The following is a 21,640-nucleotide window of genomic DNA, read 5'->3' on the forward strand; positions in this document are numbered from 1 at the left end:
CGGTCCCCGCCCGGCAGGCAGCACGGGACCGTGGCGCAGGACCGCCCCGGCTACCGTGGTGGCATGCTGCCCTCCTCCGAGCTCACCGTTCCCACCGACGCCGGGCCCTCGCGCCTGCTGGTCACCCCGTCGGCGGACCCGTCGGCGGTGCTGTGGCTGGGGCACGGCGCCGGCGGGGGCGCGGCCGCCCGAGACCTCGTGGCGCTCGCGGAGGAGCTGCCCCGGCACGGGATCACCGTGGTGCGCCACGAACAGCCGTGGGTGCTCGCCGGCAGGAAGATCGCTCCCCGCCCGGCCGTCCTGGACGCCGCATGGCTCGCCGCGGCACCGGCCGTCACCGGAATCGCGGAGGGCCGGCCCGTGGTCGCCGGAGGCCGCAGTGCCGGGGCGCGCGTCGCCTGCCGCACGGCCGCGGCGACGGGGGCGGCAGCCGTCCTGTGCCTGTCCTTCCCGCTGCACCCGCCGGGCCGGCCCGAGCGCTCGCGCGCCGGCGAGCTGGCCCTGCCGGAGGTGCCGGTGCTCGTGGCTCAGGGCACCCGGGACCGGTTCGGTTCGGCGGAGGAGGTCGAGCGCGCCACGGACGGCATGCCGGGCGTGGTCGTGGTGCCTGTCGAGGGCGCCGACCACGGCCTGCGGACGGCCCGGACCGCGCCCCTGGACCAGGACGGGACCCTCGCGGCGGTCGCCGCCGAGGTGCACCGGTTCCTCCGGCGCACCGGGGCGGTCACCTGACGCACGGGCCCGCTGAGCACGGATCCGCCGAACACGGATCTCCCGGGCAGGAACCACGTGCCGACGAGCCCGTACAGGGCTACCGTGAGGAGCGGAGCGACCGACGAGCAGGAGGACACTGCCATGGACACCACACCGGACAGGCCCGGCCCCGAGCCCGGCTCCCCCGGCACCGGGCGGCCGGCCCCGGAGACCCCGTCCGGGGACCGCACGCCCACCGGCAACGGCTCGGCCGACGGCCGGGACGGCGGCCGGGACGGCGGCCGGGACGGCGCCGCGCCACGGCCGACGGGCATCGACCCGCGCCTCGACGAGCGCCGTGCGCGGGGTGTCACGGGGGCGACGTGGACCGCTCTGCTGCTCGGCCTGGTGGTCCTCGTGCTGCTGCTGATCTTCATCCTGCAGAACGACGAACCCACACGGTTCGAGTACATGGGCTGGGACTTCTTCCTCCCCCTCGGTGTGGCGATGCTGCTGGCGGCGGTCGCGGGGGCCCTGGTCATGGGACTCGTCGGCTCCGTCCGCCTCTTCCGGCTCGGCCACCGCATCCGCCGCCTGGAGAAGGAGCGCGAGGACATCCGGCGCGCCCTGGGCTGAGCCCGCCCCGGGAAGCGGGGCCGGGGCCGGCGGACCGGCATGTCATCCGGGCCTGGAGATTGCGTTTCCCGGCTCCCTCAGTAAGCTGACCTCACCTTCGAGCACAGAGGACGGCCCCCCATGACACCGCCCGCAGCCCCGGACGACCGGCCCGACCCCGGCCACGATCCCGAGCCGGTCCCCGAGACCGGCAGCGAGTCCACACCCGGGACCACGGTCGAGGACGGCGACGCGATCGCCCCCGCGACCGTCGTCGACCTGACCTCCGGTCCCGCCCACATCACCCCCGTCGTCGTCGACGGCGAGGCGCGCTACGCCCTGGACCTGCCGGACCAGCCCCTCGACGAGGACGACGTCGCGAGCCTCGCCGTCGCACTCCAGGTCGCGCAGTCGGGTCCCGCGGTCCTGGTCGACCTCGAGGAGTACGGGGCGGCCGAGGATCCGCCCGAGGACGCCTCCGACTACCAGGTGTAGCCCCTCCCGGACGCACCCTCGGCCGGGTGCGGCCCCGGGTCCGTCCGGGCGCGGTGGTCCGTCCCGGGTCGACGGGCCGGATTGCGCAGTTTCCGCGCCCGTCCTGGTGGTCCTCTGCCATGGACCCCGACCATGGTGGAGGGCCCCCCGTCCGCGGCACCGCGCCGGAGGGCTGCTGCGCGATCCGGTCGGCCCCGCGTTCCGGCACAGCCGTCCGGGGACGAGTGCGTCGCCGCGCGGCCCGCCGCACGACGACGACGAGGAATGCGCGCATGAGGCACAAGCTCTCGGTTCTGGTCCGGATCGACCTGGACGGCAAGCACGTGGCCCTGGTCGTGACCGGTCACCTCACGGGCAGCAACCAGCAGGCCGTGGCTCCGCTCGTGCTGCGCACCCGGCGCATGTTCCCGGAGTCGGAGGTCTCCGTGGACCTGCAGCAGGCCCACGCGGAGGACCCCGAGGCGGTCGACCTCCTCCGGTGGAGCCTGGAGGACGCCCGGCCGGACACGGGTCCGGTCCGGATCACCAGTCCCGCACGACACCCCGGGCACCGGCCCTCCGGCCGTGACCGGACCGCGCACGCCGACCGGCGCGGCACCGGTCCGCACGACCGGCGACGGCCATGAGGCGCCTGATGGGCGCCGCGGAGCTCACTCGACCACGGTGACCGGCGCGTCCGTGAGGACGCGCTCCTCCCCGCGGTCGACCAGGTACTGAGCGGTCTCCTGGTCCGTGACCTCCTGCAGGGCGTCGAAGTCGTCGGTCGTGAGGACGTCGGTCTTCTCGACCGTGCCGGTCACCCGGACGTCGTCGCCCGGGCTCAGGCCCTCGGGCAGCTCGCCGGCCGTGACGACCGTGTCCTCCTCGCCGACGGTGATGATCCCGCCCGGCCCGGGGACGGCGCCGGCACGCGCACCGGCGCGCCCCGGCGCCGGGTCCGCTCCTCCCCGGTGCGGGCCCGACGGAAGCCTAGAGTGGAGACCCCCGCCCCCGTGGCCCCCCGAGCCGAGAGGTCCACCATGAAGCACAGCAGAACCCTCACCTGTCTCGCCGTCGCGACCGGCCTGGTCGTGGCCGGCTGCGCCCCCGACGCTCAGGAGGAGACCCCGTCCGCCGCGACGACGGCCACGCCGTCGGCCACGTCGACCCCCACGACCGACTCCGCCAGCGCCTCCGGGGAGCCGACCGGATCGGCTCCCGCGCCCGGGGACGCCGCCGAGGACCAGCCGGCGCCCGCTGCCCCCGCCGACCCCCTCGCCACGTTCCGGAGCACGCCTCAGGGCGCTCCGTACGCCGAGATCGTGACCCGCGTGCAGACCGTTGACGGGCAGGGCTCGGGGACCGTGGTGCACCGGATCACCGCGGACGTCAACGACCGCGCGGTCGCCGTGGAGGTCTGCGACGCCTACCGGACGGCCGTGCAGACCGGTCCGGACCGCGTCGAGGTCGTGGACACGGTCGAGCAGCTGCTGGCCTTCGCGCCGGGCGGATCCGAGCCGTGCCGCATCCAGCCGCCCGCGGACGTCGGCGCCGTGCCCTTCCCGCAGAAGTTCACCTACGACGAGGCCCTCGCGGCCTGGCGCAGCGGGATGCCGTACTACGACGCGTTCTGCATCAACTACGACCCTGTCACGGAGGCCGGCCTCTCACAGTGCCGGGGCATCGAGAACGGCACCGTGGACGCCGTCACGGGCGAGTACATCGGCGGCTGAGGACAGGGGTGTCCGCCCCGTGCACCGGGCGGACACCCCTGCCCGTGGGACGGCCGGGCGGTTCGATCATGTCCTGGTGGTCACTGGTGAGGATGTCGACGACGTCTGCGCCGGCCCCACCGGCACGGGTCTCCGTCACGGGTCCGCCCTCCTGGGGTTGTCAACAGCATGCTTAGTACACATGACTGTGCTGCTCACTCCAGCGCGACGGCCAGCACCTGCCGCGTCATGACGCCGCCCCACTGCCAGGACGTGACGGCGGGTCCGGGCCGGCGGCAGCACAGAGCGCCCGGCGGACGTGGCCGAGTTCCGGCTGCCCCCGACCGGCCCTGACCGCGGCGACCACGTCGCGGCTGCGACACAATCAGCGTGTGGACGATCTGCACGTGCCCCCGGGCCCCGGCGCGCCCCGCGGCCTCAGGGTGCCGGCGGGAGAGCTGGTCGAGCAGTTCTCCCATGCCTCGGGGCCCGGTGGCCAGGGCGTCAACACCGCGGACTCACGCGTGCAGCTCTCTCTGGACCTGGGCACGACGACCGCGCTCAGCGATGCCCAGCGCGAACTCGTCCTCGTCCGGCTCTCCGGGAGACTCACGGGGACCGTGCTCACCGTCAGCGCCGCGGAGCACCGTTCGCAGCGGCGCAACCGGATCGCGGCGAGACAACGCCTGGCCACCCTCCTGCGCGATGCCCTGGTTCCGACCCTCGTCCGCCGGCCCACCCGGCCCACACGCGGCTCGCAACGCAGGCGGCTCGAAGGAAAGCGCCGGCGCTCCGAGACCAAGCAGAACCGCAGGCGGCCCGGACCTGGATGACCTGCGCCTGCCCTCCGGGAGGCGGCGCACGCCTGTCAGCAGCTCGGCGAGCGTGACGGCCGTGATGGCGACGTCGCCGGTGAGGCCTTCCAGCCATGCGATGACGCGGCCCTCCGGCTGCGGCCGGAAGCTCTCGGAGACCACGTCCGTGTCGAGGACGATCACCCGAAGTCCACCGCACGGGCGGCGTCGGTGCGCTCGGGCACGGGGAGATCCTCGATCCCCCCGCCTCCTGCGCCGCACGCAGGAGCGCGAGGCCGATGTGGGGCCTCCGAGTGGCCGTCGTGAGAATGTCGCGGGCTTCGGCCTCCATGGAACGGCCGTGCTCCTTCGCCTGGGCGGCGAGCCGCTTCTTGACCGACTCGTCGAGCCCGCGGACCACGATGGATGCCATCAGGAGCACCCCCTCAGGATGACGTCGATGCTGATACCACTTGGTCGGGTGACGGAATACGGTCCCCGTGGGACCTCGAACAGCCGGATCACACGCCGCTCGCACGGTGAAGCGGAACTCCGTCGAGTGACGGCACAGATCAACCCTGGGCTGTCAGGCGACCCGGGCGCGGTGGTGACCCACTGCGTGCTCGACAACTTCGGGCACAGCAGGTCAGAGCTGCGGCTTCGACGGCCCTGGCTCGCCACCGTTCCCGCTTCCCCGCAGTGCGGGCGGTGTCCATGCCGGCCAGCTCGCGGGGCCGATGAGCGCGCCGTGTGCGTACGTGGCGCACAGACGGAACGGAGCGCGTGCGCTGCTGTTGTCGAACACCTCCGTCACATCGGCGATCCGGATCCCCGCGCCGACATGCTCCCACAGTCGATCGTAGCGGTCGCGGATCTTCTGCTCCGGCACCGCGTGGCCGCCGCGGCGTACACGCTCGAGTACACGCTGCACGGTGAGTTCGACGGGGACGATGATCACGTGAAGATGCACGAGGTAGCGGGCCTGCACGGCATCGGAGAGGAGCTCGATCTTGCTCCGGTGCGAGAACACCGTCTCCGAGATGAACGACGCCCCCTCGGCGATCCGGTCCCGGCGCTGCGCCTCGGCGATCCGCGCCGCCTCGTACGCGTGCTCGGCCTGGGCACCCGGCCATCGTTGAGCGGCGATCTCGTCGGCGTTGATGACAGGCAGGTGCGTGGCCGGCGTCAGGACATCGCGGACGTAGCTGGACTTCCCGGCACCGTTGGGCCCTGCGAGAAGATGCAGCAGCGGCATCAGCTGCGTGCCGGGTGCACGACGAGGTCGCCGTTCTCGTCGGCTTCCGAGTACGACTCGCCTGCGGCGGCGAACTCGGCCGCGTAGTTCAGCGCACTCCGGAGCGCGGCCGATCGGCCTGCCCACTCCTCGCGGACGATGGCCTGCTCGTGCTCGTCGAGTGAATCGTAGGAGCCCGCGCCGGCGAGGACCTGGGCGATCGCGCGGTGATTGACTCGCGGCGACATCTCCAGCTCGCGCCCGATGCGCGCCCAGTGCGCGATCTGCTGCGGGACCGTGCGGGAGGCGACCTGGGCCGCTGCGACGGCGGACTCGTACACATCCGCTGGAAGCCGGGTTGGCGGACTGCTCCTCGTCATGACATGACGGTAGCACGGTGCTACACGCTCGTCCACGGAACCAGTGGCTGGATCAGGCCACCTCACCGGTGGTCACCGGCACGTACGCCGATCCCCGGGCTGGACGGATCACGCTCGCGGCCTCCTGTGGTCGCGGCCTACGTCGGCGAGTCGTCGGGCCGCCCGGTCTGCGCACACAACAGCGTGCTCGCGATGTCGCCGGCAGCCAGATCAGTGCCCTTCACGGACAGGCCCACTGGTAGCACCGGGCCCCGAGGCGGGACTCCGGAACGGCCCGGTCGAGCCCATCCTGCTGTATTTCTTGCGGACCGTGTGCGGACTGACGGGAGTCCCACCCGGCCCACCTGCGACAACGCGCCGTCTCACACGTCGCAGCGGAACTGCTAAACGTTGAACCTGAACTCCACGACGTCGCCGTCGCGCATGACGTAGTCCTTGCCCTCGATGCGCACCTTGCCGGCGGCCTTGGCGTCGGCCATCGAGCCTGCGGCGTCGAGGTCGTCGAAGGAGACGATCTCCGCCTTGATGAACCCGCGCTCGAAGTCGGTGTGGATCACGCCCGCGGCCTGCGGGGCGGTGGCGCCCACGGGGATGGTCCAGGCGCGGGACTCCTTGGGGCCGGCGGTGAGGTAGGTCTGCAGCCCGAGGGTGTGGAAGCCGGTGCGGGCGAGCTTGTCGAGGCCGGCCTCGTCCTGTCCCGACATCTCCAGCATCTCGCGGGCCTCGTCCTCGTCGAGCTCCACGAGCTCGGCCTCGAGCTTGGCGTCCAGGAAGACGGCGTCCGCCGGGGCAACCAGGTCCCGCAGCTCCTGCTGCTTGGCGGGATCGGCCAGCACGCCGTCGTCGGCGTTGAAGACGTAGATGAAGGGCTTGGCCGTGAGCAGGCTCAGGTCCCGCAGCTGCTCGACCTCGAGCTTGTCCTTCTCGGCCGCGCCGAAGATCGTGTCCCCGCGCTCGAGGATCGTCCGGGCGTGCTCCATCGCGGCGAGCTTGGCGGGGTCGGCCTTCTTGATCCTGACCTGCTTCTCCAGCCGCGGGATCGCGTTCTCGAGCGTCTGCAGGTCGGCGAGGATCAGCTCGGTGTTGATGGTCTCCATGTCGGAGGCCGGGTCGATCTTGCCGTCCACGTGAATGACGTCCGGGTCGTCGAACGCGCGCACGACCTGGGCGATGGCCTGCGCCTCACGGATGTTGGCGAGGAACTGGTTGCCGAGCCCCTCCCCCTCGGAGGCACCCTTGACGATGCCGGCGATGTCCACGAAGGCGACGGTCGCGGGCAGGATCCGCTCGGAGCCGAAGATCTCGGCCAGCCGGTCCAGGCGCGGGTCCGGGAGATTGACCACGCCGATGTTCGGCTCGATGGTCGCGAACGGGTAGTTCGCCGCCAGGACGGTGTTGCGGGTCAGCGCGTTGAACAGGGTGGACTTGCCGACGTTGGGCAGTCCGACGATTCCGATAGTAAGAGCCACGGGAGACCATCCTACCGGCCGTTCTGGACGGCCGTGCCGCACCCATGACAGGTGTCATGGTGAAGACGTGACACCGGGAGGATCCGCCGGGGCCCCCGGTGCGGCACAGTGGACCCCATGGGTACCAGGACAACCGCCGCGCGGGCCGCACCCCCGGACGGATCGACGACGCCCGCGATCGAGCTTCTCGACGTCCACAAGGGCTTCGGTCACGGCGGGCGCCGGGTGCGGGCCGTCGACGGCGTGCGCCTGCGCGTCGAGCGCGGCGAGGTCATGGCCCTCCTGGGCCCCAACGGCGCCGGCAAGACCACCCTCCTCGACCTCGTGCTGGGCTTCACGGAGCCCGACGACGGCACCGTGCGCACCCTGGGCGGACCACCGCGTCGCAGCGTCCGGGACGGGCGGATCGGCGCCGTGCTGCAGAGCGGCGGCCTGCTCGACGACCTGTCCGTGCGCGAGACGGTCGCCATGGTGGCGACGCTGCACCGGAAGCACCTGCCCGTGGACGAGGCGATCGCCCGGGCAGGGGCCGCGGACTTCGCCCGGCGGAAGGTCTCGAAGTGCTCCGGCGGCGAGCAGCAGCGCCTGCGCTTCGCCCTGGCCCTGCTCCCGGAGCCGGACCTGCTCGTGCTGGACGAGCCGACCGCGGGGATGGACGTCAACGCCCGCCGGGCGTTCTGGGCCGCGATGCACGCCGAGGCCGAGCACGGGCGCACGGTCGTGTTCGCGACCCACTACCTCGACGAGGCCGAGGAGTTCGCCCGCCGCACGGTCGTGCTCAAGCACGGTCGTGTCGTCGCCGACGGGCCCACGGCGGAGATCGCCGCACTGGCCGGCGCCAGGGTCGTCAGCTTCCGGTGGAACGGCCCCGGCCCGGTCGTGGTCCCCGGGGCCACGCAGCTGCCGCCTGCGGGCGGGCGGCACCGGCTCACCGGCCCCGACACGGACGCCATCGCCCGCCACCTGCTCACGGCCTCCTCCGCGACATCCCTCGAGATCACCCACGCCGGCCTGGAGGAGGCCTTCGTGGGGCTCACCGCGGACTGACGGCACCGGAAGGACCCCTGCCATGAGCATCGCCTACGCCGCCCACGACCTGCGCCGCAACGTGCGCATGGTCTCGAACACCTTCTTCATCGTGGTCCTGCCCGCCGTCCTCTACGTGATGTTCACGGCGCTGCAGGACTACTCCGACCTCCCGGCCGGCAACGGCAACGTCGGTGGCCACAGCATGGTCGCGATGTCCGTCTACGGGGCGGTCACGGCCACCACGTCCATCGCCGGATCCGCGGCGGTCGAGCAGGCGCACGGTTGGGGCCGCTAGATCGGGCTGACCCCCGCTCCGCGGCACGGCTACGTGCTGGTCAAGGTCGCGGTGGCCCTGTGCGTGGCCGTGCTCCCGGTCGCCGTGGTCTTCGCCGTCGGCGCCCTCACCGGCGCCGAGCTCGGCGGGTGGCGCTGGCCGGTGACCGCCGCGCTCGTCGTCGCCGGCTCCTCGATGTTCGCCCTCTACGGGCTCGCGGCCGGGCTGCTGTTCCGCACCGAGTCCGCCGTGGGTGCCGCCTCGGGCCTGCTCGTCGTGCTCAGCTTCTTCGGCAACCTCTTCGTGCCCCTCAGCGGGGCGATGCTCGACATCGCCCGGTTCACACCCCTGTACGGCCTGGCGGCCCTGGCCCGCTACCCCCTGATGGAGGGCCAGATCCTCTCCACCACGGGCCCCGCGACGCAGTCGGATCCGCTGTGGGCGCTCGTGCTCAACGTGGCGGTGTGGACGGCGGTCTTCGCGGCCGTGGTGCTGGGCGCCGCCCGCCGGACGACGGTGCGCCGATGACCTCCGGGGCCGCGTCGCCCGGGGGCCGGAGGGCGGGGCGCCTGCCGGCGGAGGACCCCACGTGGTGGTTCGCCGCGATCTGGCTCGTCTTCCTGATCATGCCGGCGGGTGCGCTGCTGGACTCCCCGGCCGGTCCGGCGGCCCGGTCCGTCGCGGCCCTCGCCCTCCTCGCGTTCATGGGGGTCTACGTCCTGGCCTTCCGCAACCCCGGCCTGGTCCCGCCGCACCGTGCGCCGTGGTTGCCCGTGGTGTGGTGCCTGGCCCTGGCCGCCCTCGCCCTGCTGACGGTCCCGGCCGTCGGTCTCTGGGCGTTCGGCACGGTCCCCTACCTGCTGGCGCTGCTCGCCTTCCAGCTGCCGCTGCGGCCGGCCCTGGCCGTCCTGGCCGTGCTGCTGGTCGTCGTCGCCGCCGCCGTCCTGGCCGGGCTGCTCCCGCCCGGCGGGCAGTGGGTGCTCCCCATGCACCTGACCTCCACGGTGGTCATCGGCGGGATGCGGCTGGCGGCGCACCGCGACGAGCAGCACCTGGCGCTGAGCTCCGAACTGGCTCTGGTCCGCGAGCGCGAGCGCGTGGCCCGGGACGTCCACGACATCCTCGGCCACTCGCTCACGGTCATCACCCTCAAGGCCGAGCTGGCCCAGCGGCTCCTCGACCGGGAGCCGGACCGGGCCCGCGCCGAGCTCGACGACGTGCTCCGGCTCTCCCGGGACTCCCTCGCGGAGGTCCGCGCCACCGTGGGACGGCTGCGCGCTCCCGACTTCGCGGAGCAGCTGGCGGCCTCCCGCACCGCACTCGCGGCGGCGGGCATCGAGGCGGACCTCGACGGCACGGCAGAGGAGGTCACGGGGCCCCGCCGGCCGGTCTTCGCGTGGGCGCTGCGGGAGGCCGTCACGAACGTCGTGCGGCACAGCTGCGCGACCCGGTGCACCGTGCGCTGGAGCCCCACGCGGCTCACGGTCGCCGACGACGGGGACGGGCTGCTCGGGCCCGAGGGCAACGGGCTGCGGGGCCTGCGGGAGCGCGTCGCCCGGGCCGGCGGCACGGTGGCGGTGCGCCCCGGTCCGGAGGGCACGGGCACGGTCGTGGAGGTGGTCCTCCCGTGACCCGGCCCGTGCGCCTGCTGCTGGCCGACGACCAGCACCTGGTCCGCGGCGCGCTCGCCGCGCTGCTGGAGCTCGAGGACGATCTCGTGGTCGTCGCTCAGGTGGCCTCGGGGGACGAGGTGCTGCCGGCCGTGCGCGAGCACCGCCCGGACGTGGCCCTGCTCGACATCGAGATGCCCGGCCTGGACGGCATCGAGGCCGTGCGGCAGGTCGTGGCCGAGACCCCCGAGTGCCGGTGCCTGATCGTCACCACGTTCGGGCGCCCGGGCTACCTGCGCCGGGCCATGGAGGCGGGCGCGGCGGGATTCGTGGTCAAGGACACCCCGGCCGCGCATCTGGCCGAGGCGGTCCGGCGGGTGCACGCGGGGCTGCGCGTCGTGGACCCGGCCCTGGCGGAGGAGTCCCTGGTCAACGGGCCCAATCCGCTCACCGCGCGCGAGCAGGAGGTGCTGCGGGCCGCGGAGGACGGAGCGTCGGTCAAGCAAGTGGCGGCCGCCCTGCACCTGTCCCCCGGCACGGTGCGCAACCACCTCTCGGCCGCGATCGGCAAGACCCGCACCAGCAACCGCTCCGAGGCGTGCCGGGCCGCCCGCGGGAACGGATGGCTCTGAACGGCACGGCGGCACGGGCGTCCGTGCGGTGTCCGGGCGGCGTGCCACACTGCTGGGCATGACCGTGAGCCTCGTCGTCGTCCTCGTCCTCCTCGCCCTCCTCCTGGGAGCCCTCGCCGGCGTCCTCCTCGCCCGCGCCGGTCACGCCCGGGCGGCCCGGGCCTGGGGGGACGAGCGCCGGGGGCTGCAGGGCGAGCTCGCCGCCGTCCAGGACCGGCTCGTGGACCTCTCCGCCGAGCGGGCCGCGGCCGGGGAGGCGCGCGCCCAGCTCGAGGACCGGCTGCGCGACGCCGACGCCCGCTCGGTGCAGGACAACAACGTGCTGCGGGCGCTGGCCCCGGTGGCGCACCAGCTGCGCGCGGTCCAGGAGCACGTCGCGACCCTCGAGCGGGACCGGGCCGAGCAGTACGGGGGCATCGCCCAGGCGCTAGCGCACACCCGGGAGATGGGCGACCACCTGCGCACGGCCACCACGTCGCTGTCCTCCGCGCTGCGCTCGGGATCTGCGCGCGGCACGTGGGGCGAGGTGCAGCTGCGCCGGGTGGTCGAGGCGGCCGGGATGACCGCGCACGTCGACTTCCGGGAGCAGGTCGCCTCCGCCGGCACCACGGCCGACGGCGAGCGCAGCGCCGTGCGCCCCGACATGGTCGTGCACCTGCCCGGCGGCCGTGACATCGTGCTCGACGCGAAGGCACCCATGACGTCGTACCTGCGCGCCCAGGACGCCGGCGACGACGACGACGCCCGCCGCGCGCAGCTGGCCGCCCACGCCAAGGCCGTGCGCGGACACGTGGAGGCCCTGGCCTCGAAGAAGTACTGGGAGGCCCGCGGCGCCTCCCCCGAGCTCGTGCTGTGCTTCCTGCCGGCCGAGTCCGCGCTCTCGGCCGCCCTCGAGGCCGACCCCGCCCTGCTCGACCACGCGGCCGGGCGCAACGTGGCCCTCGTGGCCCCCGTCTCCCTGCTGGCCTCGCTCAAGGCCGTCGCGTTCACCTGGCGCCAGCACGGTCTCGCGGAGAACGCCAAGGAGCTCTTCGACCTCTCCCGCCAGCTCTACGAGCGGCTGGGCACCGTGGGCAAGCACCTGGACGACATGGGGCGCTCGCTGCAGCGGTCGGTCGAGTCCTACAACCGGCTCGCGGGCTCGGTGGAGACGCGGGTGTTCCCCACGGCCCGGCGGATCAACGACCTCGACCCCACCCTCGGGGAGGACGAGCGGATCGGCACCCGGCCGCTCGTGGTGGCCCCACGACCGCTCACCGCACCGGAGTTCACGGCCGCGGAGGGTGGCGCGGGGACGGCGGCGCCGTCGGAGGCCCTGCCGGAAGCCGCCGGGGACGGGGTCCCGCCGGCGCTCCGCGAGGAACGCGCGGCAGGCTGACGGGGCGGCCGGCCCGGCGAGCTAGCGGCTCGCCGGGTCGGACGGGCTCAGCGGGTCGGACGCGCTCCGCGACCGCCGAGGCGGTGGGTGGTGTCGCCGGCGGCGGTGAGCCGGGCCCGCAGCTCCTTGGGCAGGGAGAACAGGACGTCCTCCTCGGCGGTGACGACCTCCTCCACGTCGCCGTAGCCGTAGTCTGCCAGCAGTCGCAGCACGTCCCGGACGAGGACCTCGGGGACGGAGGCACCGCTCGTCACGCCGACGGTGGCCACGCCCTCGAACCAGGCCTCGTCGACCTGGTCGGCCATGTCCACGCGTTCGGCACGACGGGCGCCGTACTCGAGGGCGACCTCCTTGAGCCGCACGGAGTTGGAGGAGTTGGCGGAGCCCACGACGATCACGAGGTCGGCGTCGGGGGCGATCTTCTTGATCGCGGTCTGCCGGTTGGAGGTCGCGTAGCAGATGTCGTCGCTGGGCGGGTCCTGCAGGGACGGGAAGCGCTCCCGCAGCCGCTGCACGGTCTCGAGGGTCTCGTCCACGCTGAGGGTGGTCTGGGACAGCCACACCACCTTCGCCGGGTCGCGGACCACCACCCGGTCCACCTCGTCGGGGCTGTTCACCACCTGGATGTGCTCGGGGGCCTCGCCCGCGGTGCCCTCGACCTCCTCGTGGCCGTCGTGGCCGATGAGCAGGATGTCGTAGTCGTTCTTCGCGAACCGCACGGCCTCCCGGTGCACCTTCGTGACCAGCGGGCAGGTCGCGTCGATGGTCTGCAGCCCGCGGTCCTCGGCGGAGCGCACCACGGCCGGGGACACCCCGTGCGCGGAGAAGATCAGCAGGGAGCCCTCGGGCACCTCGTCGGTCTCCTCGACGAACACGGCGCCCTGCTGCTCGAGGGTGCCCACCACGTACTTGTTGTGCACGATCTCCTTGCGCACGTACACCGGGGGCCCGTAGTGCTCCAGGGCCTTCTCCACGGCGATGACGGCCCGGTCCACCCCGGCGCAGTAGCCGCGCGGGGAGGCGAGCAGCACCTTCCGGGGTCCCTCGACGGGAGCGGCGGCGGCCACGTCCTCGGGCGAGCGCCGCTGACGGGGGACGGTGGGCATGGAGAGCGCAACGGTGGTCGGCATGGCCTCCATGCTACGCGGTGGGACGGTGCCTGCGCCGTGAGCCGGCCGACACCACGGCGGCCACGACCGCGCCGAGGACCCCCACGACGCCGGTGGCCCCGGCCACCCAGGCGGCGGTGAGCATCTGCTCCCCCAGCGAGCCCAGCAGCAGGTCCGTCACCCGGTCGACGACCAGCCGCACCACCGGGTCCGGGCCGAGCAGACCGGTCACGCGGCGCACACCGCGCTCCACGAGCTCTCCCACGACCCCCAGGCCGACGAGGCTGCCCAGGCCCAGCACGGCGAGCGTGGCGAAGCGGTGCCGGGTGACGACCAGCGCGAGCCCGGCCAGGGCCGCGGCCGCCCACGTGAGCGGTACGGCGAGGTCCGTCAGCCGGATCCAGGTCTCGATCAGTCGGCCCGTGCCGGTGCCGGGGACGGTCACCACACCCTGGCGCTCCGACAGCCCGATGTCGAAGCCCACGGCACGCTCCACCGCCCCGTCGAGCTCGTCGAGCAGGGGCCGCAGGTCGACCACCAGGTTCGCAGGAGGCGTCTCGCCGGGGGCGGGGACGTTCGCCTCGTGCGTGCGCACCAGCGTCTGCGTCCAGGCGCGCTGGTAGGCCGGGTCTGCGGTGAGCCCCGCCGCGAGGTCCCCGGCACGGCGTGCGGCGTCCTCCAGGATCCGGTCCAGGAAGGGCAGGCCCGTCCGTTCCCCCAGGACGACGTCGGCCGCGCGGTCCACAGCGGTGCGGGCCAGCTCCTCCTGGAACGGGCGGTCGTCCGCGAGGGTGCCCACCACGCGGGTGAAGCCCTCCCGGGAGAGCACCGTGTCGTCCACCCAGTGCAGCGGCACGAGCACCGACACGAGCGAGGCCGCGGCCAGGGCCAGGACGGTGCCGAGACCGGTGCGCAGGACCGTGCCGGCTCGCCGCCGGGAGCGGTTCCCGACGCGCACGGGGGTGGAGGTCTTCACGGCACCACTGTAGGCCGGTGCCCGGCGCGCACCGCTGTCCGCGCCGGGTGGTAAGCATGGAGCATGACGTATCTCGAGCCCCGGCAGGACGTGCCGCCCGGAGGAGAGCGCGAGCTGCCGTCCCGCGCGGACCGCACCACCCCCGAGAACCCGTGGCCGCTGCGGATGCTGTCCGAGAACCTGCACGCCTACATCGCCCGCTGTGCGCCCACGTGGGTGGAGGGGCAGATCATCGAGCTCAACCGGCGCGCCCGGGTCACCTATGTGACCCTGCGCGACGTCGACGCCGAGGTGTCGGTCCCCGTGACCCTGTTCGCGAACGAGACCGCCCACCTGGACCGCCCGCTGGAGACGGGCATGCGCGTGGTCGCCCAGCTCAAGCCCGACTTCTGGGCGAAGACCGGACGGCTGTCCATGCTGGGCCGCGGGATCCGCCCCGTGGGGCTGGGCGACCTCCTCGAGCGGATCGAGCGGCTCCGCCGGGCCCTCGCCGAGGAAGGGCTCTTCGACGCCGGCCGGAAGCTGCCGCTGCCGCTGCTGCCGCACCGGGTCGGCCTGGTCACGGGTCGCGGCTCGGACGCCGAGAAGGACGTCGTCCGCAACGCGTCGCTGCGCTGGCCCGCCGTGCGGTTCGAGGTGCGCGAGGTCCCGGTGCAGGGCGCCGGGGCGGTGCGCGCGGTGACCCGGGCGCTGCAGGAGCTCGACGCGATGCCGGAGGTGGACGTCATCGTGATCGCCCGCGGGGGCGGGTCCTTCGAGGACCTCCTGGCCTTCAGCGACGAGTCCCTGCTCCGCGCCGTCGCGGCCGCCACGACGCCGGTGGTCAGCGCGATCGGCCACGAGAACGACCAGCCCCTCCTCGACTGGGTCGCGGACCTCCGGGCCTCGACCCCGACCGACGCCGGCAAGCGGATCGTCCCCGACGTCGCCGAGGAGCGCGCCGGTGTGGCCCGGGCCAGGGCCTCCCTGGATCGGGCGGTGCAGCTGTTCCTGGAGCGCGAGGAGGCCGGGCTGGCGGCCGTGCGCTCCCGCCCCGCGCTCGCCCAGCCCGAGGACATGATCCTGCTCCGGGAGGAGGACGTCGACCGCTGGCGCACCCGCGCCCTGGCCGCCGTCGACTCCCGCACCCTCCGGGAGCTCGACGCCGTGCGTCACCTCCGTGCCCGCGTCCGGGCCCTCTCCCCGCAGGAGACCCTGCAGCGCGGCTACGCCGTGGTGCAGGACGCCTCCGGCGCCGTGGTCACCGACGCCGCCACGGTGCGGGCCGGCGACCCGCTGGGGGTTCGCCTGGCCACCGGCGAGCTCGGTGTCCGGGCCGAGTCCGTCTCCGCCCGCCGGCCCGGCGAGCGCGCCGGACCCGGCTGAGCGCCGCCCCGGCCCTCGCCGGCCCCCGCCGTCCGTCCCACCGAATCCCTATCTCCCGACCGAGAGGCCGCACCCATGGCGAGCACCGACCACCCCGCAGCACCCGACGTGTCCGACATCGAGAGCATGGGCTACGAGCAGGCCCGCGAGGAGCTCGTGCAGGTCGTCTCCCGACTCGAGGCCGGAGGCACCTCCCTCGAGGAGTCCCTCGCCCTGTGGGAGCGGGGTGAGGCCCTGGCCTCCCGGTGCGAGACGTGGCTGGACGGAGCCCGCGAGCGGCTCGAGGCCGCGCGGGCCCGGCGGGAGAACTCCGAGGACGGACCGGGCGACGACGGCGGCTGACCCGCACCCGTCGCCGGCGGCCGGGCCGTTCAGTCCCGGGACAGCAGCCGCCGCTGCTCCTCGACGTCGAAGGCGGGCTCCGGCCAGTCGAGGGGCAGCTCGGCGAGGGCCGAGATGAGCAGGTCCTGCACCACCGCCCGTGCGTACCACTTCCGGTCGGTGGGCACGACGTACCAGGGCGCGTGGTCGGCGTCGGTCGCCCGGAGGGCGCCCTCGTAGGCCGCCGTGTAGTCGTGCCACCGCCGGCGCGCGTCGATGTCGGACGGGTCGTACTTCCACCGTTTCGTGGGGTCCTCGAGCCGGGCGAGCAGGTTCCTGCGCTGCGCGTCCCGGCCCAGGTGCAGGAAGACCTTCACGACCACCGTCCCCTCCAGCGCGAGCTCCCGCTCGAAGTCGCGGATCTCCGCGTAGCGGTGCTCGAGCCGGTCGCCGTGCAGCATGCCGTGGACCACCGGCACGAGCACGTCCTCGTAGTGGGAGCGGTCGAAGCCGCCGATCACACCGGGGCGCGGCAGCTGCCGGCGCACCCGGTGGAGGAAGTGCCGGGCGGCCTCCTCCTCGGTCGGCCGGCCGAACCCGTGGGTGTGCACGCCGTGCGGGTTGAGCCCGCCCAGGACGTGCGTGAGGATGCCGCCCTTGCCGGAGGTGTCCATGCCCTGGAGCACCAGGAGCAGCCGGTACGGCGCGTCGGCCGCCACGGCGTTGGCGTAGAGCAGCCGCTGCAGGTCGGCCAGCTCGCCGTTGCGTGCGGCCCGCAACGCCAGGCCGTCCTCCTTGTCCCCGGTGAAGCCGGGGGTCGCTCCGGTGTCGATCGCGTCCAGGCGGAGCCCGGGGCGCGCCCGCAGCAGGAGACGCACGTCCTCGTCGAACCCGGGACGCGCGGTGGTCGTGCCCATCGTGGACCTCCTGGGGTCGCGCACCGGACCGCGGGCCGGGACGTCACTGGCGGTAGTTGCTCAGGAACTCCTCGATCCGGTCCAGCGCGGTGCCGAGGATCTCCACGGACGGCAGCGTGACGAGCCGGAAGTGGTCGGGCTCGGGCCAGTTGAACGCCCGGCCGTGGCTGACGAGGATCTTCTGCTCCTTGAGCAGGTCCAGGGCGAACTTCTCGTCGTCGACGATGTTGAACTTCCTGACGTCGAGCTTGGGGAAGAGGTACAGCGCCCCGTCGGCCTGCGCGCAGGACACGCCGTCGATCTCGTTGAGCCGCCGGTGGGCGAGATCGCGCTGGGCCTTGAGCCGCCCGCCGGGCAGGATCAGGTCGTTGATCGACTGGTAGCCGCCCAGGGCGGTCTGGATCGCGTGCTGGGCCGGGACGTTGGCGCACATGCGCATGTTGGCCAGCAGCTTGATGCCCTCGATGAAGCTCTCGGCCTTCCAGTTGGGACCCGTGATCGCCACCCACCCGGAGCGGTACCCGGCCACCCGGTAGGCCTTGGACAGTCCCGAGAACGTCAGGCACAGCACGTCCTCCCCGGTGAGGCCCGCGGCGTTGACCATCTCCGCGGCGTCGTAGGTGATCTTCTCGTAGATCTCGTCCGCGAACAGGATGAGCTCGTGCTCGTGGGCCAGGTCCACGATCTTCTGGAGCACCTCTCGCGAGTACACCGCGCCCGTGGGGTTGTTCGGGTTGATGACCACGATGCCCCTCGTGTTCGGGGTGATTTTCGCGGCGAGGTCCTCGAGGTCGGGGTTCCAGTCGTTGTCCTCGTCGCACCGGTAGTGCACGGGGGTGCCCCCGGACAGCGCCACCGAGGCCGTCCACAGTGGGTAGTCGGGGGACGGGATGAGGATCTCGTCCCCCGGATTGCACAGTGCCTGCAGCGTCATGGTGATCAGCTCGGAGACGCCGTTGCCCAGGTACACGTCGTCGGTGTCGAGGTTCATGATCCCGCGCGTCTGGTAGTACTGCACCACGGCCGTGCGGGCCGAGTAGATGCCGCGGGAGTCCGAGTAGCCCTGCGCATTGGGCAGGTTCTTGATCATGTCCACCAGGATCGCGTCCGGGGCCTCGAAACCGAACGGGGCGGGGTTTCCGATGTTGAGCTTCAGGATCCGGTGCCCCTCCGCCTCCATCCGCTCCGCCTGCTGCAGGACGGGGCCGCGGATGTCGTAGAGCACGTTCTTGAGCTTCTCGGACTGCTTGACCACTGACATGCGGTACACCTTACCCGCGGGTGACGCGCGCCCCCGGCCTCCCGCTCCCGGCCGGAACCCTCAGGTGTCGTCCTCGATCTCGAGCCAGTACCTGGCCGCCCGCTCCGGCGGGTACGGCTCCCGGGCCGTGGTCATGCGGGTCATCAGCACGAGGTCCTCCGTGCCGATCTGTGCCGACACCTCCTCGACCACGGCCGCGGCCGTGCCCGGCAGGTCCTCCGCCGCGACCGGCACGACCCGCTGGGGCACGAAGTTGTGCAGCGGGTCGTCCAGGACCACGAGTGCGTTGTCCCCGATCGCGGGCGACGCCGTGAACAGGGCAGCGGCCTGCACCCGGTCCTCGAGGAGCGCGGTGACGAGCTCGTCCTGGCTCCGGAAGGGCACGATCTCGCGCGGTACGCACTCGTAGGCGTCGGCGAGGCCCTCCGGGCCGTAGGAGCGGCCCGCGAAGTCGAGGTCCGTGCCGAGGGCCAGCTCCTCGCACACGGTGCCCAGGTCCTCCAGGCCGGACAGGGAGTGCTCGACGGCGGTGGGCCGGGTGACGACGACCGCCACCGTGTTCTCGGCCGGGGCCGGCTGCAGGATCTGCAGCTGCTCGGGCAGCACGTCCCGCACACCGGCGAGCACGTCGTCGTCGTCGGCGCGCTCCTCCCCCAGGCCGAGGAGCTCGGAGATGTCCTCGGCCAGACCGCCGTCCGTGGGCGAGGGCGAGGGCGAGGGCGCGGTCGGGCCGGGCTCCGCGGGGACGTCGCTGGCAGGCCCCACGGGGGCGCGGCCCCGCAGGTGGAGGTAGAGGTTGCCGGTGTAGTCCGCGACGAGCTCGACCTCTCCGCGCTCGAGGGCACCGAGGTAGTCGGCCCGCTCGGTCCCCGCGTCGACGACCGTGGCGTCGACGCCCGCCTCCTGCAGCCGCCCGGCGTACACGTGGGCCAGCACGGCCGTCTGCCCGGTGGGCCCCGTGGCGATCCGCACGGTGTCCGGGGCCGCCGAGGTCACGGTGGGGGACGGCACCGTCCCGGAACCGTCGCCGCACCCGGCGAGCGGGACGAGCACGACCAGGGCGGCCGCCGCGGCGCGCCGGCTCACCGGCGCTCCACCGGCAGGTCCGCGGGAGCGAGGCCGGCCAGGTCCAGGGCCACGGGGACCAGGCTCACCAGCGGCACCTCCGTCAGCCCCGACAGGGGGAACCAGCGGGCCTCGTCCGAGGATCCGCCCACCTCCGGGGTCAGCGTGCCGCCCGTGACGTGCGCACGGTAGATGACGCGCAGGGCGTGGAAGGGCCGGCCGCGCCCGTCCAGGCGCTCACCGGGCTCCATGTGGCGGCTGTGCACGCCGAGCAGGGCGTCGAGCTCCACGCTGAACCCCGTCTCCTCGAAGACCTCCCGGAGCACGGTCTGCGCGGGCTGCTCCCCGACCTCCATGCCGCCGCCGGGCAGGGTCCACGCCCCCCGCAGCGTGGGGTGGCGGGGGTTCCAGTGGCTCAGCAGCACCGCCCCGTCGTCGACGATGACCGCGTAGGCACCCACCCGGGTGTCCATGGGAAAGCTCATGGGCCCATTCTAGGAACCCCGTGACCGACCCGGATAATGGTGCGGGTGAGCATCGTCGAGAACGCCGTCTATCGGGGAGGCCGGCGCCTCGCCTCCCCGGCCTCGCTCGAGGAGACCTCCCGCCTGCTCGACCGGCTCCGGGCGGACGACGCACGCTGCGGCGAGCCCGGCGAGCGCTGCGTCCTGGCGTGGATCGGGCTCTCGGACCCCTCCGAGGACGAGCTGCGCTCCCTGGGCGAGCACTTCGGGCTGCACGAGCTCGCCGTGGAGGACATCCGGCAGGCCGGTCAGCGCCCCAAGATGGACCGCTACGGGTCCACCGTCCTCACCGTGCTCCGACCCGCCGTCTACCGGGACGCCACGGAGCAGGTGGACCTCGGGGAGATCCACGTCTGCACGGGCCCGCACTTCGTGATCACCGTGCGGCAGTCCGCGCACGACCGGTCCGCCCTGGTGCGGGAACGGGTGGAGGCGGAGCCTGGCCTGCTGCGGACCGGAGCCGAGGCGGTGCTGTACGCCCTGCTCGACCAGACCGTGGACGACTACTACCTGGTGGTCGAGGGGCTGGAGAACGACATCGACGAGATCTCGGACGAGCTGTTCTCCGGCGCCGGCGACGGGGCGGTGTCCCAGCGGATCTACCAGCTGACCCGCGAGGTCAGCGCCTTCCACCGGGCGGTGGCCCCGCTCGAGGTGGAACTGCGCCGGTTCCACCAGGAGCTCGCCGAGGACGCCGCGCCCGTGGACCTCCGGCACAGCCTGCGGGACGTGCTGGACCACCTGATCTTCGTGACCACCAAGGTCGAGGCCTTCCAGTCCTCCCTCGCGAGCGCCCTCATGCTGGACGCCACCCTGATCGCGGCCCGGCAGAACGATGCTGCAATGGCGCAGAACGAGCAGGTCAAGCGGATCTCCTCGTGGGCGGCGATCCTGTTCGCCCCCTCGATCATCGGCTCGGTGTACGGGATGAACTTCCGCTTCATGCCGGAGCTGTCCTGGGTGTGGGGCTACCCCATGGCCCTGACCCTGATGCTGCTGACGGGCACCGTGCTCTACGCCGTGTTCCGGCGCAAGCGGTGGCTGTGACCGCCGGGCCGGCCGCGGGGATCAGGTGTCCCCGGCCCTCCGCCGCGCCGAGTCGGACAGGCCTCGGCGGTTGCGCAGCACCCTCTTGACCACCCACCAGGCGACCAGTACGGCCACCGTGACGATGACGATCCTCGAGAACACCCCGGCGTAGCGTTCGGCGACGTGCCAGTTCTCCCCCAGGTAGAACCCCGCGAGCACGAAGATGGTGTTCCAGACCAGGGACCCCGCGGCGGTGAGCAGCACGAACAAGCCGAAGGACATGCGCTCGATGCCGGCGGGAATCGAGATCAGGGACCGGAAGATCGGCACCATCCGCCCGAAGAAGACGGTGGCCTTGCCGTGGCGCTGGAACCACGCCTCGGTGCGGTCGAGGTCGTGCAGGTCCACGAGGGGCATCCGGTCCACGACCGCCCGCAGCCGCCGTCGGCCCAGGGCGGCGCCGACCCAGTAGAGGACGATCGCGCCGACCACCGCTCCGAGGGTGGTCCAGAAGATCGCCCCGCCCACGCTGAAGTCCCCCTGGCTCGCCGTGAACCCGGCCAGCGGGAGGATCACCTCGGACGGCAGCGGCGGGAACAGGTTCTCGAGGGCCACCAGCAGACCCGCGCCCGGGGCGCCGATGGCCTCCATCACGTCGACGGCCCAGTCGGCGACGCCGCCCAGCCCCTGGGCCGCGGGGTCCGAGGCCGTGGGGGGCACGGCGGTGACGGTCTGGGTGGAGCTGGGTGCGGTCATGGATCCTCTGAGGCGGAGCGGGC

Annotated in this window: 26 protein-coding genes and 1 pseudogene; 15 read left to right on the plus strand and 12 right to left on the minus strand. The window is 73.4% G+C overall.

Annotated elements, in window-relative coordinates; genetic code table 11:
- The first annotated feature begins 63 nt into the window (after window positions 1-63).
- From ACH9EU_RS04965 to ACH9EU_RS04980, 4 genes are all read left to right on the plus strand, one after another.
- Window positions 64-732 carry an alpha/beta hydrolase family protein gene (locus tag ACH9EU_RS04965; RefSeq protein WP_396412834.1) on the plus strand — a complete coding sequence of 223 codons (669 nt, stop codon included), beginning with the start codon at window positions 64-66 and terminating at the stop codon, window positions 730-732.
- Window positions 733-855: 123 nt separating this feature from the next.
- Window positions 856-1,329: a lipopolysaccharide assembly protein LapA domain-containing protein gene (locus ACH9EU_RS04970; protein WP_396412835.1), complete on the plus strand. Its 474-nt coding sequence runs from the start codon at window positions 856-858 to the stop codon at window positions 1,327-1,329.
- 120 nt (window positions 1,330-1,449) lie between these two features.
- Window positions 1,450-1,803, plus strand: a complete 354-nt coding sequence (locus ACH9EU_RS04975) for a hypothetical protein (protein WP_396412836.1) — start codon at window positions 1,450-1,452, stop codon at window positions 1,801-1,803.
- Between the two features lie 272 nt (window positions 1,804-2,075).
- Window positions 2,076-2,429 (plus strand): hypothetical protein, encoded by a 354-nt coding sequence (locus tag ACH9EU_RS04980; protein WP_396412837.1) that lies wholly within the window; start codon window positions 2,076-2,078, stop codon window positions 2,427-2,429.
- 24 nt (window positions 2,430-2,453) lie between these two features.
- Here ACH9EU_RS04980 and ACH9EU_RS04985 read toward each other — a convergent pair whose 3' ends face one another.
- Entirely contained in the window at window positions 2,454-2,603 is a 150-nt protein-coding gene (locus tag ACH9EU_RS04985) for a hypothetical protein (protein ID WP_396412838.1), read from the minus strand.
- 219 nt (window positions 2,604-2,822) lie between these two features.
- Between ACH9EU_RS04985 and ACH9EU_RS04990 the strand changes: the two genes are divergently transcribed.
- Window positions 2,823-3,515, plus strand: coding sequence for a hypothetical protein (locus tag ACH9EU_RS04990; protein ID WP_396412839.1), 693 nt, complete (start codon window positions 2,823-2,825; stop codon window positions 3,513-3,515).
- A 371-nt stretch (window positions 3,516-3,886) separates the two neighbouring features.
- Window positions 3,887-4,327: an alternative ribosome rescue aminoacyl-tRNA hydrolase ArfB gene (gene arfB / locus ACH9EU_RS04995; RefSeq protein WP_396412840.1), complete on the plus strand. Its 441-nt coding sequence runs from the start codon at window positions 3,887-3,889 to the stop codon at window positions 4,325-4,327.
- 331 nt (window positions 4,328-4,658) lie between these two features.
- Here the strand turns inward: arfB and ACH9EU_RS05000 are convergent.
- From ACH9EU_RS05000 to ychF, 4 genes and pseudogenes are all read right to left on the minus strand, one after another.
- Window positions 4,659-4,721, minus strand: a pseudogene (locus tag ACH9EU_RS05000) (FitA-like ribbon-helix-helix domain-containing protein); the annotation flags it as partial.
- 213 nt (window positions 4,722-4,934) lie between these two features.
- Entirely contained in the window at window positions 4,935-5,543 is a 609-nt protein-coding gene (locus ACH9EU_RS05005; RefSeq protein WP_396412841.1) for an AAA family ATPase, read from the minus strand.
- Complete coding sequence (locus ACH9EU_RS05010; protein WP_396412842.1) at window positions 5,543-5,902, minus strand: TA system antitoxin ParD family protein; 360 nt, start codon at window positions 5,900-5,902, stop codon at window positions 5,543-5,545. Before ACH9EU_RS05010 ends, ACH9EU_RS05005 begins: the two co-directional genes overlap by 1 nt.
- Before the next feature lie 383 nt (window positions 5,903-6,285).
- Complete coding sequence (gene ychF / locus ACH9EU_RS05015; protein ID WP_396412843.1) at window positions 6,286-7,371, minus strand: redox-regulated ATPase YchF; 1,086 nt, start codon at window positions 7,369-7,371, stop codon at window positions 6,286-6,288.
- A gap of 117 nt (window positions 7,372-7,488) precedes the next feature.
- Between ychF and ACH9EU_RS05020 the strand changes: the two genes are divergently transcribed.
- From ACH9EU_RS05020 to ACH9EU_RS05045, 6 genes are read left to right on the plus strand one after another with little or no spacing between them, the layout of a single operon-like run.
- Window positions 7,489-8,418 (plus strand): ATP-binding cassette domain-containing protein, encoded by a 930-nt coding sequence (locus tag ACH9EU_RS05020; protein ID WP_396412844.1) that lies wholly within the window; start codon window positions 7,489-7,491, stop codon window positions 8,416-8,418.
- 22 nt (window positions 8,419-8,440) lie between these two features.
- Entirely contained in the window at window positions 8,441-8,695 is a 255-nt protein-coding gene (locus tag ACH9EU_RS05025) for a hypothetical protein (RefSeq protein WP_396412845.1), read from the plus strand.
- Between the two features lie 33 nt (window positions 8,696-8,728).
- Window positions 8,729-9,202: a hypothetical protein gene (locus tag ACH9EU_RS05030; protein ID WP_396412846.1), complete on the plus strand. Its 474-nt coding sequence runs from the start codon at window positions 8,729-8,731 to the stop codon at window positions 9,200-9,202.
- On the plus strand, window positions 9,199-10,305 hold the full coding sequence (locus tag ACH9EU_RS05035; protein WP_396412847.1) for a histidine kinase: 1,107 nt from the start codon (window positions 9,199-9,201) through the stop codon (window positions 10,303-10,305). Before ACH9EU_RS05030 ends, ACH9EU_RS05035 begins: the two co-directional genes overlap by 4 nt.
- Window positions 10,302-10,916 (plus strand): response regulator, encoded by a 615-nt coding sequence (locus ACH9EU_RS05040; protein WP_396412848.1) that lies wholly within the window; start codon window positions 10,302-10,304, stop codon window positions 10,914-10,916. Before ACH9EU_RS05035 ends, ACH9EU_RS05040 begins: the two co-directional genes overlap by 4 nt.
- Before the next feature lie 58 nt (window positions 10,917-10,974).
- The gene (locus ACH9EU_RS05045) at window positions 10,975-12,294 is read left to right on the plus strand and encodes a DNA recombination protein RmuC (protein WP_396412849.1); all 1,320 of its coding nucleotides are present in this window, start codon (window positions 10,975-10,977) and stop codon (window positions 12,292-12,294) included.
- A gap of 47 nt (window positions 12,295-12,341) precedes the next feature.
- Here ACH9EU_RS05045 and ACH9EU_RS05050 read toward each other — a convergent pair whose 3' ends face one another.
- A complete protein-coding gene (locus ACH9EU_RS05050) occupies window positions 12,342-13,424 on the minus strand; it encodes a 4-hydroxy-3-methylbut-2-enyl diphosphate reductase (RefSeq protein WP_396412850.1) in 1,083 nt (360 codons plus the stop codon).
- 10 nt (window positions 13,425-13,434) lie between these two features.
- Window positions 13,435-14,379 (minus strand): hypothetical protein, encoded by a 945-nt coding sequence (locus ACH9EU_RS05055; protein WP_396412851.1) that lies wholly within the window; start codon window positions 14,377-14,379, stop codon window positions 13,435-13,437.
- Window positions 14,380-14,442: 63 nt separating this feature from the next.
- Between ACH9EU_RS05055 and xseA the strand changes: the two genes are divergently transcribed.
- Together xseA and ACH9EU_RS05065 are read left to right on the plus strand one after the other, a co-directional pair.
- Complete coding sequence (gene xseA / locus ACH9EU_RS05060; protein ID WP_396412852.1) at window positions 14,443-15,744, plus strand: exodeoxyribonuclease VII large subunit; 1,302 nt, start codon at window positions 14,443-14,445, stop codon at window positions 15,742-15,744.
- 75 nt (window positions 15,745-15,819) lie between these two features.
- On the plus strand, window positions 15,820-16,086 hold the full coding sequence (locus tag ACH9EU_RS05065) for an exodeoxyribonuclease VII small subunit (RefSeq protein WP_396412853.1): 267 nt from the start codon (window positions 15,820-15,822) through the stop codon (window positions 16,084-16,086).
- 29 nt (window positions 16,087-16,115) lie between these two features.
- Here the strand turns inward: ACH9EU_RS05065 and ACH9EU_RS05070 are convergent, their stop codons facing one another.
- The 4 genes from ACH9EU_RS05070 to ACH9EU_RS05085 are packed head-to-tail and all read right to left on the minus strand — an operon-like array spanning window position 16,116 to window position 19,793.
- The gene (locus ACH9EU_RS05070; RefSeq protein ID WP_396412854.1) at window positions 16,116-16,982 is read right to left on the minus strand and encodes a PPK2 family polyphosphate kinase; all 867 of its coding nucleotides are present in this window, start codon (window positions 16,980-16,982) and stop codon (window positions 16,116-16,118) included.
- A 43-nt stretch (window positions 16,983-17,025) separates the two neighbouring features.
- Window positions 17,026-18,243, minus strand: coding sequence for an aminotransferase class I/II-fold pyridoxal phosphate-dependent enzyme (locus tag ACH9EU_RS05075; RefSeq protein WP_396412855.1), 1,218 nt, complete (start codon window positions 18,241-18,243; stop codon window positions 17,026-17,028).
- A 60-nt stretch (window positions 18,244-18,303) separates the two neighbouring features.
- Window positions 18,304-19,329 carry a glycine betaine ABC transporter substrate-binding protein gene (locus tag ACH9EU_RS05080; RefSeq protein ID WP_396412856.1) on the minus strand — a complete coding sequence of 342 codons (1,026 nt, stop codon included), beginning with the start codon at window positions 19,327-19,329 and terminating at the stop codon, window positions 18,304-18,306.
- A complete protein-coding gene (locus tag ACH9EU_RS05085; protein WP_396412857.1) occupies window positions 19,326-19,793 on the minus strand; it encodes an NUDIX domain-containing protein in 468 nt (155 codons plus the stop codon). The genes ACH9EU_RS05080 and ACH9EU_RS05085 overlap by 4 nt, the downstream gene beginning before the upstream one ends.
- Window positions 19,794-19,838: 45 nt before the next feature.
- Between ACH9EU_RS05085 and ACH9EU_RS05090 the strand changes: the two genes are divergently transcribed.
- Window positions 19,839-20,879 carry a magnesium and cobalt transport protein CorA gene (locus tag ACH9EU_RS05090; RefSeq protein WP_396412858.1) on the plus strand — a complete coding sequence of 347 codons (1,041 nt, stop codon included), beginning with the start codon at window positions 19,839-19,841 and terminating at the stop codon, window positions 20,877-20,879.
- 21 nt (window positions 20,880-20,900) lie between these two features.
- Here the strand turns inward: ACH9EU_RS05090 and ACH9EU_RS05095 are convergent, their stop codons facing one another.
- Window positions 20,901-21,617, minus strand: a complete 717-nt coding sequence (locus tag ACH9EU_RS05095; protein WP_396412859.1) for a VTT domain-containing protein — start codon at window positions 21,615-21,617, stop codon at window positions 20,901-20,903.
- Window positions 21,618-21,640: the final 23 nt, after the last annotated feature.

The sequence above is a fragment of the Kocuria rhizosphaerae genome (assembly GCF_044462265.1).
GTDB lineage: Bacteria > Actinomycetota > Actinomycetes > Actinomycetales > Micrococcaceae > Kocuria > Kocuria rhizosphaerae.